Genomic DNA, 7,776 nt, shown 5'->3' on the forward strand with positions numbered 1-7,776 from the left:
AAGACATACTGTAGTCTTTTTGAGTACGCTTTACATAGCGAGGTTCCTGGGTGTTTTCCATAACGATGAATTTATGTATCGCTATTTTAGGACAAGACAAAATTAATACAAAAAAAAGCTCCAGTTTTTACAGGAGCTTTTTTGTTTGTGTATAATTATACTAAAATAGTCTAGTTTACATTTGTCTAATTTGTTTCAGCTTTTCTTTCCAAGTAGCTAATTCTTCTTTATGACGTTCGATACTTTTCATTACTTCAAGCACCATAGGATTGTCTTTTTTAGCTTTAGCAAAAAACTGAATGTTGTTTTCTAACTGGAAAATTTCATTTTGTACTTCTTCTACTTTTCTAATCAAGAAAATTTTCTCATTATCAATTTTTCTAGTATCGTTCAATTCTGACAAACTATCCATTCTATTGCTAAAACGCATCATGTCAGTATCTTTCTTACTCAAGCTTAATTTTTCAAAAAGAACATCTAGTATTTTGTTAAATTTCCCCTCAATATGACGTCTTGCAAAAGGAACTTTTCCAATACTTTTCCAAGCTTCAATATGCACTTTTATAGCATCAAGGTCGGTTTTGTGATCGCCAACTAATTCGAATGATTTTAGCGTTTCCAAGTATTCTTTTTTCTTTTCGAAAGCAGCGACTTCCACTTCTTCATTCTCATTTTTCTCAGCATGCAATCTGTCAAAATAATGATTGCAAGCCTCTTTAAATTCCTTCCAAACCGAATCAGAATATTTTTTTGGTACATGACCTATTTGTTTCCATTCCTCCTGAATTTTCTTCATGATAGGAGTCGAAACATTAAAATCAATGTTGTCTTGTAATTCCTTTGCACGAGCAACCAATGCATTTTTCTTATCAAGATTGCTATTTTGATCTTTTTTTATGTCTTTATAAAACGAATTTTTATGCACATTAAAATTACGAACAGCCGTTTTAAATTCGCTCCAAGTTTGCTCGTTTACTTCAGTAGGAACTTTTCCAGCACTAAAAAAACTAGCACGTAAAACTTCCACTTTTTCAACTTGCGCTTGCCAACCCGAATGAACTTCGATTTTTTCAGTTGCAATAACTTCAATAGCGGCAATAATTTCTTTTTTCTTAGCTAAATTCTCAACTTCATTTCCACGTTGATGTGCAAAAATTAGCTCACGTTTGTCGTGCATTTGTTTAGTCAACTCGCTAAAAGCAGTCCAGATTTCTTCACGATTTTCTCTAGAAACAGGACCAATATCTTCTTTCCAAATTTTGTGTAACGATTGTAATTCTCTAAACGCTTTCATCACATCAGCTTCGTTTACAAGTTCTTGTGCACGAGCAATTATTTTAAGTTTAGCTTCCAGATTGTGCTTAAAATCTATATCGCGAGCCTCACGATCTAAATGCAAATAATCATAAAAATTCTCTACATGAAAATGGAAATTATTCCAAACATGGTTGTATTTGTCTTTCGGGATAGAACCAGCCGTTTTCCAACGTTCTCTTAAATCATTAAATTGTTTAAGATTATCTTTTATGTTTTCGCCAGGATTAATCAATGATTTCAGTTCTTCGATTAATGCTAGTCGAGTTTGTAAATTCGATTTCAAATCAGATTCTAAACTCTTAAAATGTGTATTTTTCTTACTTCTAAAATTGCTATATAAAGAATCAAATTTCGCTTTTAACGGAAAATGATATTCAAATTCTTCAATACTATCTGGATTTTCATGAAGAAATTCTTCCTTTTTCTCCTCAATAAAATGGTTGTATTTCGATAAGAAAGCCGATTTTATTTCTTCCACATGGTTTTTTACAGCCATAATTTTTTCCGAAACCACAAGATTATCCAGTTCATGAACTAAATCGTCCATATCCATTGCCTCATAATTTTGCATCGGAATATCATGACTTTCACCAATCGTGGCGTCTTCACTGACTTCAGCATTCAAATTTTCGATTGTTTCAATCGCTTCATTAGCAGAATCTTGAACGTCTACTTGCGATTCGTGTACTTCATTTCCATCTACCTCAGGTAGGTTATCGTGTTGCTCTTCTAGCATGGTGCAGAATTTTTACAGTTATTATGACGCCGAAGTTACTAAAAACACACGAAAACTGAAAGAAAACTAATAGTAAAGTTATAAAAAGGCTTTTTTTTAAGAGCTATTTCCAGCTTTCGCCTTTATCCACGCAAAAAGGCTCTGGATATCGGCTCACACGGACGTAGTGAACTGGCGAAGCAATCTGGGCTAGAATCGTGATTTTTGGTAAATCGATATTTTTGAGTTATCATTGATACTTTAAGCAAAAAATGGAAACTAAATCACAAGATCACAATACAATAAACGCTCCTGAATCTGATTATTTATATATAAATCCCTCTCAAATTTCTAATTCAGGAGCTGGATTATTTACAGCGATAACCATTTATAAGGATGAAATAATTTCTCTTTTTAAAGGGGTTATTTTGACAGAAAGCGAAGCTAAAATTAAAGCTGAAAAAGGAAAGGATAAGTATTTTATAAACCTTTTAGACGGAACTATTATGGATTCGATGCCTGTGAAATGTTTTGCAAAATATGCTAATGATGCTGCAGGTTTTTCTAAATCTGATTTCAAAAATAATGCAAAAATAGGTCTTGATGAAACAGGTAATGTATGTTTAATTGCCACTCGAAAAATTAAATCAGAAGAAGAAATATTATGTAGTTATGGTAGAAGATATTGGGAAAAGCACAAATAATGGGATAAAAACTTATTCATTCCAAATTTCCCACGCTTTTTCTGCCTGAAAAACTAACATATCGTAACCGTTTTTTGTTATTGCTCCGTTCTCTTCTGCTTTTTTAAGAAATTTCGTTTTTTCTGGATTGTAAATCAAGTCGAAAGCAATGTGCTTTGAAGTAAAATATTGATACGGAATATCCGGAAATAAATCCGTTTTTGGAGCAGTTCCAATTGGCGTACAATTGATGATAATCTGATAATCATCAAAAGTCTTTGCATTTATTTGATTATAAGTAATTGTGTTTTCTTTTTCTTGACGCGATACAAAAAAACTTTCTATATGTAGTTTTTTTAACCCAAAAGCGACTGCTTTTGCAGCGCCACCAGTTCCTAAAATTAAAGCTTTTTTGTGATGCGTTAATAAAGGTTCTAGAGATTTATTAAAACCAAAATAATCAGTATTATCGCCAAATAATTTTCCGTTAGAAGAAATCCTAATGGTGTTTACGGCACCAATTTCTTTAGCATTTTCAGATAATTCGTCAAGAAAAGGTATAATTACTTCTTTATACGGAATGGTAACGTTAAGCCCAATTAGGTTTGGACTGTTTTTTAGGATTCTAGGAAACTCATCAATACTTTGCATATCGAAATTCTCGTAGCTAAAGGTATCATCAATTTTTTGATTCTTGAATTTAGTTGTAAAATAATTTTTCGAAAAAGAATAGCTTATATTTTTGCCTAGTAATCCTAGTTTTTTCATATTAAAATTGTCTGTAACCCAATAACAAGGTCTTGTTTTAACCACGAATTACACAAATTAAACTTCCTTACACCTGTGAACCCTATATTTTATTATTAATTTAATCATTATATTATTCATTAGTACGACATAAGTACAACAAATCAGAATCTTTTTACCACCTTATAAATACCTCTCTTTTTCAGTTGAGCCTTACGATTCATTGCTTGGTACTCTGCCAACCTTCCACAATAATATTGATGGGTTGCTTTTGCGAACCCATTCTGCAAAAGTAATTCATTTAAACATATTCCACTAGGCAAAATCACATAACCTAATTGTCTGTTCCAATAGTCATAATAATTAGCTTGCTCGGTAATGATTGTTACAGCCGTTTTTGGCGGTGCAACCGACAAAACGAAGTGTAGGGATTGCAAACCAAATTGCATTAATAATTGGGCAGGTAAACTGCTTTTCTCCTCGTCCTCTTTCATCTTCCTATTTAGTTTTACTTCCGGTGCATCTAAACCATAAAGACGAATCTCTTTTCTCATTTTAGTGAAACGATGGCTAATGATGATGCTATCTCCGTCAAGGACTTCTTCAATTTGCCAGTGAGTTTCCACTGTGTACGGTGCTTTTGCGTTGTATTGCATTGATATACAGTATTTTAAGTTAGTGGTATTCAAAGATAATAATTGAACTTTGTTTAAGCAATTGCAAGCAAATATTAACTTTTAAAAATTAGAAAAAATGGCAAGACAGAAAGGTGTTATTAAGTATGTTGGAACTCTTGGAGATATCCGACATTTTAAAATTAAAGGACAGGAAGGCTACTTCGCTGGAATGGTTGGCGGACCAACTGGCGACCAAGTTTTAACTGCTCCTGAATTTGAGAGAACCCGTGAGAATATGAACGAATTTGGCGCTTGTGCCAAAGCTGGAAAAGCGGTTCGTACTGGTTTATCTCAATTGATGAAACAAATGGCGGACAGCCAAGTTACTGGAAGATTAACTTCTATTATGAAGAAAATCAACCTTGAAGACCAAACCGAAGCGAGAGGTTACCGTAAAATTGAAATCAGTACCCAACGTAATTACCTAAAAGGTTTTGAGTTTGACAAAAACACTTCCTTTAACGGGATTTTCAACGCTCCGTTTTCATTAACGCATACGTTTGATAGAGAAAGTGGCGATTTAGTAGTTCCTGCTTTTAATCCTGCGAATTTGGTAAATGCTCCATCTGGTGCAACTCACTTTCGTTTGGTTACTTCGCTTTCAGTAGTGAGTGATTTTGAATACAATGCTACCACAAACAGTTATGATCCTATGGATGCTGATTTGAATGAGGTAAATGATATTCAATACAGTGGCTTTTTGGACTTGTACTCAGTCGTTCCTGCCACTACCATTACTGCACTATTACCTGGAGGAGCAATACCAACTGCAAATACTTCAGTATTGCAATGTCTAGGAATTGAGTTTTACCAACAAGTGGGAGCCAATTTCTACTTGTTTGCGAGTGGTAACTGCTTAAAAATTGAGGAGGCTTTTTAGTAAAAACTTCAGAAAATCTCTCACTAAAAATGAGAGATTTTTTGTTTAACATCAAATCGATAAATACTATGGAAACTAAAATAATAAGAGTAGCACAGGGCAAAGAAAGTACATTAAGCCAGTTGTATATCAACGGAATATTTCAATGTTATTTGTTAGAAGATAAAATTAGAGAAGTAAAAATTACTTCCGAAACTGCCATTCCAAAAGGTGTTTTTAGTTTAAAGTTGAACACTTACGGAGCTAAAAATGTACAATACAAAAAAGCATTAGGAAAGCTGCACGAAGGAATGATTGAAATTATAGGTTTACCTAATTTCAATTTTGTGTATATCCATACTGGAAACACTATCAAAGAAACTGCTGGTTGTCCGCTTTGTGGTTTTAGTTTCCAGTTTATTGATGGAAATTTTCAAGTTTCTCAAAGTATTGCAGCCTACAAAATGATTTATCCAAAATTAATGGCATTGGCAAAAGTTGAAAACAATAAAATAACTATTGAAAATAATTTTCAATTCTAAAGCCTCATCCGTCCTTTGGACACCTTCTCCAAAGGAGAAGGAAAAAGGATTTTAATTTTTTAACACAATGGAAAACATCAATAACATCACGGTACTTTTTGGCACACTAATCACTTTATTACTCTCGGTTGTGGCTTATTTTATCAAGCAATTACACACTGATTTTAAGAGTATGGAGAAAGATTTGTTTGAGGTCAAAACAATGGCTCTAATCATCAAAACCGAATTCAAAAGCGGTAACGATTTACTGAACCAAAAAGTAGAATATTTAGAAAAAAGAGTTTCAAATATCGAATTAACAATTATTAAAAATCAAGATTATGAAAAATAACAATTTGAATTTAGCAGAAAGAGTGTTGGCACCAACTCCAAAATGGTTTAAAATTCTTCGCACTGTTGGAATTGCTTTGGCATCCATTGGCGGTGTTATTATTGCTTCGCCTGTGGCTTTACCAGTAGGATTAGTTTCAGCTGCTGGTTATTTGGTTCTTGGCGGTAGTATTATTTCGGTGGTTTCTCAAACTGCTGTAAAATCGGAAGAAGAACCGAAAATAAACCCCTAAAAACGGTTAAAAAACCACATAGAAAGTCCCGTAATTAGGGACTTTTTTTGTTTTTAGTAGCTAACAAAAAGCAATTGCTTTGCTTTTCTTCTATTTATTTAAGTGGAGCAATCATATTGCTTTTATGCATTGGTTTGCTTGGAAATGAGGCGCAAACAAACCTAGTCCGATTGGACCAGGATTGTATTTTAATTTTCAATTATCCTCAAATTGATTTAAAGTAACTTCTTCAATTACTACTTCGGCACAAGAACAATATAAGCCGTAATATTTTGCAATATCAATGGCTTTATTTCGGCTGTCGAAAATTCCAAAAAAAATTCTTGATGCTTTGCTTTTCCAAGTATCGGTTTGATATAAAATAAATAGTGTCATAATAATAGGATTTTAAGGTTAAATAAAAAAATTAGCGTTTGCAATAGCGGTAAATAATGACTTTTCGTAAGTCGTTTATGAGATTGATGTTTTCGTGAAATTGCTTTTCTTTTTGTTCTAAAAGTTTGAGAGCTGCAACATTTTTTTGGTGCTGCTCGTGTTCCTCCATCATTAAATTGACTTTTGGATTGAATTCTTTTTTGAAATCTGGAAGTCGTAAAAACGAAATTACTGAACCTACTAAATGTTGGTACCAAAAATTCGTTTTCCATAAACTAAAAGCAATAAAATAAAGACTTTCGCAATCTTCATCGTTTTCAAAAATGATTACAAAGCTGTTAGTAAATGGCACTTTTTGGGGTTTACCGCTGTTCATCCCTTTGTTAAGTACAAATAAATGGGGTTTTGTGTAAATTGTTCCAACTTTGTGGGTTTTGATGATGAAATTCGTCATAACATTCGGCTTTAAAAATTGATTAGATTTTCAATTTTCCGCAGGTTTTCATTTGAAATACCAATGTGCCTCGCTACGCTCCGCCCATTAAATTTTTCAAAAGAAAAAAAAGAAAAAAAGAAAGCCGTCTGTTCAAGTGGAAGGTTTCAAAAAAGCAAGTTTTTCAGAAAAAATACTACCCTATACATCTACGGGAATGGGATTTTGTTTTTCAAATCGGAATGTTTTGCGAAACGGTAAGGGTGGAGATTTTTTCTGAAACCCGTAGGGCTTGAACTTGCTTTTTTGTAAACCTGTAACTTAACTTTGCTCTCTTTTTTTTTATTTTTTGTTTTGTTTCCGAATTCAAAATGTCATCGTTTAAACGAAATGTTCTTGATGAAGACGGAACTAAAATAAAAACTATCGTAGTGCGTGGGCAGCAGCTCGGGCAAGTGTGTGGTTTTTTTATTTGCTTACTGGAATGTTTCTGATTGCTTTCGTGATGGCTTGATGCCTTACTTTAGTCCAAAGTCATAAAGTCGAAAGTTTGAAAGTGGTTTGTTATGAAAACGCTAAAGCATCTGGCCAGCGTGAAAGCAATGACTACTTTGTTTCTGGCAAATAAAAAAAACATACTCTTGCTGGCTCTTTTGGTTTTGTGGGTGCCTAAATGTAATTATGAATGGAGAATTGTAAATTACGAATTGGGTTGTTATGGAAATGTGGCACTTACAAAAGCAATGAAAATACTACCGACTTAACGACAAAGAATATAAAATCATTGTAAAGTTCTTATGAAATGACAAATTGCTTTATAGTGTATATTTTGTTGTGAAATGGGATTAGTGGTTTGTGAAGGGTG

General features: G+C 33.3%; 10 protein-coding genes. 5 read left to right on the forward strand and 5 right to left on the reverse strand.

Annotation, left to right across the window (positions count from 1 at the left end; translation table 11 throughout):
- Positions 1-175: 175 nt before the first annotated feature.
- The gene (locus ACHZC3_RS10735) at positions 176-2,053 is read right to left on the reverse strand and encodes a DUF349 domain-containing protein (protein ID WP_394759858.1); all 1,878 of its coding nucleotides are present in this window, start codon (positions 2,051-2,053) and stop codon (positions 176-178) included.
- A 251-nt stretch (positions 2,054-2,304) separates the two neighbouring features.
- Between ACHZC3_RS10735 and ACHZC3_RS10740 the strand changes: the two genes are divergently transcribed.
- Complete coding sequence (locus ACHZC3_RS10740) at positions 2,305-2,736, forward strand: SET domain-containing protein (RefSeq protein WP_394759859.1); 432 nt, start codon at positions 2,305-2,307, stop codon at positions 2,734-2,736.
- A gap of 12 nt (positions 2,737-2,748) precedes the next feature.
- Here ACHZC3_RS10740 and ACHZC3_RS10745 read toward each other — a convergent pair whose 3' ends face one another.
- Positions 2,749-3,483: a shikimate dehydrogenase family protein gene (locus ACHZC3_RS10745; RefSeq protein WP_394759860.1), complete on the reverse strand. Its 735-nt coding sequence runs from the start codon at positions 3,481-3,483 to the stop codon at positions 2,749-2,751.
- A gap of 143 nt (positions 3,484-3,626) precedes the next feature.
- Positions 3,627-4,118, reverse strand: a complete 492-nt coding sequence (locus ACHZC3_RS10750; RefSeq protein ID WP_394759861.1) for a thermonuclease family protein — start codon at positions 4,116-4,118, stop codon at positions 3,627-3,629.
- 97 nt (positions 4,119-4,215) lie between these two features.
- Between ACHZC3_RS10750 and ACHZC3_RS10755 the strand changes: the two genes are divergently transcribed.
- The 4 genes from ACHZC3_RS10755 (at position 4,216) to ACHZC3_RS10770 (ending at position 6,103) form a co-directional block, all read left to right on the forward strand.
- A complete protein-coding gene (locus ACHZC3_RS10755) occupies positions 4,216-5,019 on the forward strand; it encodes a hypothetical protein (RefSeq protein ID WP_394759862.1) in 804 nt (267 codons plus the stop codon).
- A gap of 29 nt (positions 5,020-5,048) precedes the next feature.
- Positions 5,049-5,540 carry a DUF5675 family protein gene (locus ACHZC3_RS10760; protein ID WP_394759863.1) on the forward strand — a complete coding sequence of 164 codons (492 nt, stop codon included), beginning with the start codon at positions 5,049-5,051 and terminating at the stop codon, positions 5,538-5,540.
- 67 nt (positions 5,541-5,607) lie between these two features.
- Complete coding sequence (locus ACHZC3_RS10765; RefSeq protein WP_394759864.1) at positions 5,608-5,871, forward strand: hypothetical protein; 264 nt, start codon at positions 5,608-5,610, stop codon at positions 5,869-5,871.
- Positions 5,861-6,103 (forward strand): hypothetical protein, encoded by a 243-nt coding sequence (locus ACHZC3_RS10770; protein WP_394759865.1) that lies wholly within the window; start codon positions 5,861-5,863, stop codon positions 6,101-6,103. The genes ACHZC3_RS10765 and ACHZC3_RS10770 overlap by 11 nt, the downstream gene beginning before the upstream one ends.
- A gap of 195 nt (positions 6,104-6,298) precedes the next feature.
- On the opposite strand, the gene ACHZC3_RS10775 is transcribed toward ACHZC3_RS10770, so the two are convergent.
- Together ACHZC3_RS10775 and ACHZC3_RS10780 are read right to left on the reverse strand one after the other, a co-directional pair.
- Complete coding sequence (locus ACHZC3_RS10775; RefSeq protein WP_394759866.1) at positions 6,299-6,478, reverse strand: hypothetical protein; 180 nt, start codon at positions 6,476-6,478, stop codon at positions 6,299-6,301.
- A 31-nt stretch (positions 6,479-6,509) separates the two neighbouring features.
- A complete protein-coding gene (locus tag ACHZC3_RS10780) occupies positions 6,510-6,932 on the reverse strand; it encodes a DUF6943 family protein (protein ID WP_394759867.1) in 423 nt (140 codons plus the stop codon).
- Between the last annotated feature and the right edge of the window lie 844 nt (positions 6,933-7,776).

The sequence above is a fragment of the Flavobacterium sp. genome (assembly GCF_043720215.1).
In the GTDB taxonomy this organism is placed as follows: domain Bacteria; phylum Bacteroidota; class Bacteroidia; order Flavobacteriales; family Flavobacteriaceae; genus Flavobacterium.

What these genes read in the sequence shown, in the direction of transcription:
- ACHZC3_RS10780 (WP_394759867.1), bottom strand. Translation starts at nt 6,932, where the DNA reads ATGACGAATTTCATCATCAAAACCCACAAAGTTGGAACAATTTACACA.
- ACHZC3_RS10750 (WP_394759861.1), bottom strand. Translation starts at nt 4,118, where the DNA reads ATGCAATACAACGCAAAAGCACCGTACACAGTGGAAACTCACTGGCAA.
- ACHZC3_RS10775 (WP_394759866.1), bottom strand. Translation starts at nt 6,478, where the DNA reads ATGACACTATTTATTTTATATCAAACCGATACTTGGAAAAGCAAAGCA.
- ACHZC3_RS10760 (WP_394759863.1), top strand. Translation starts at nt 5,049, where the DNA reads ATGAGAGATTTTTTGTTTAACATCAAATCGATAAATACTATGGAAACT.
- ACHZC3_RS10740 (WP_394759859.1), top strand. Translation starts at nt 2,305, where the DNA reads ATGGAAACTAAATCACAAGATCACAATACAATAAACGCTCCTGAATCT.
- ACHZC3_RS10735 (WP_394759858.1), bottom strand. Translation starts at nt 2,053, where the DNA reads ATGCTAGAAGAGCAACACGATAACCTACCTGAGGTAGATGGAAATGAA.
- ACHZC3_RS10770 (WP_394759865.1), top strand. Translation starts at nt 5,861, where the DNA reads ATGAAAAATAACAATTTGAATTTAGCAGAAAGAGTGTTGGCACCAACT.
- ACHZC3_RS10765 (WP_394759864.1), top strand. Translation starts at nt 5,608, where the DNA reads ATGGAAAACATCAATAACATCACGGTACTTTTTGGCACACTAATCACT.
- ACHZC3_RS10745 (WP_394759860.1), bottom strand. Translation starts at nt 3,483, where the DNA reads ATGAAAAAACTAGGATTACTAGGCAAAAATATAAGCTATTCTTTTTCG.
- ACHZC3_RS10755 (WP_394759862.1), top strand. Translation starts at nt 4,216, where the DNA reads ATGGCAAGACAGAAAGGTGTTATTAAGTATGTTGGAACTCTTGGAGAT.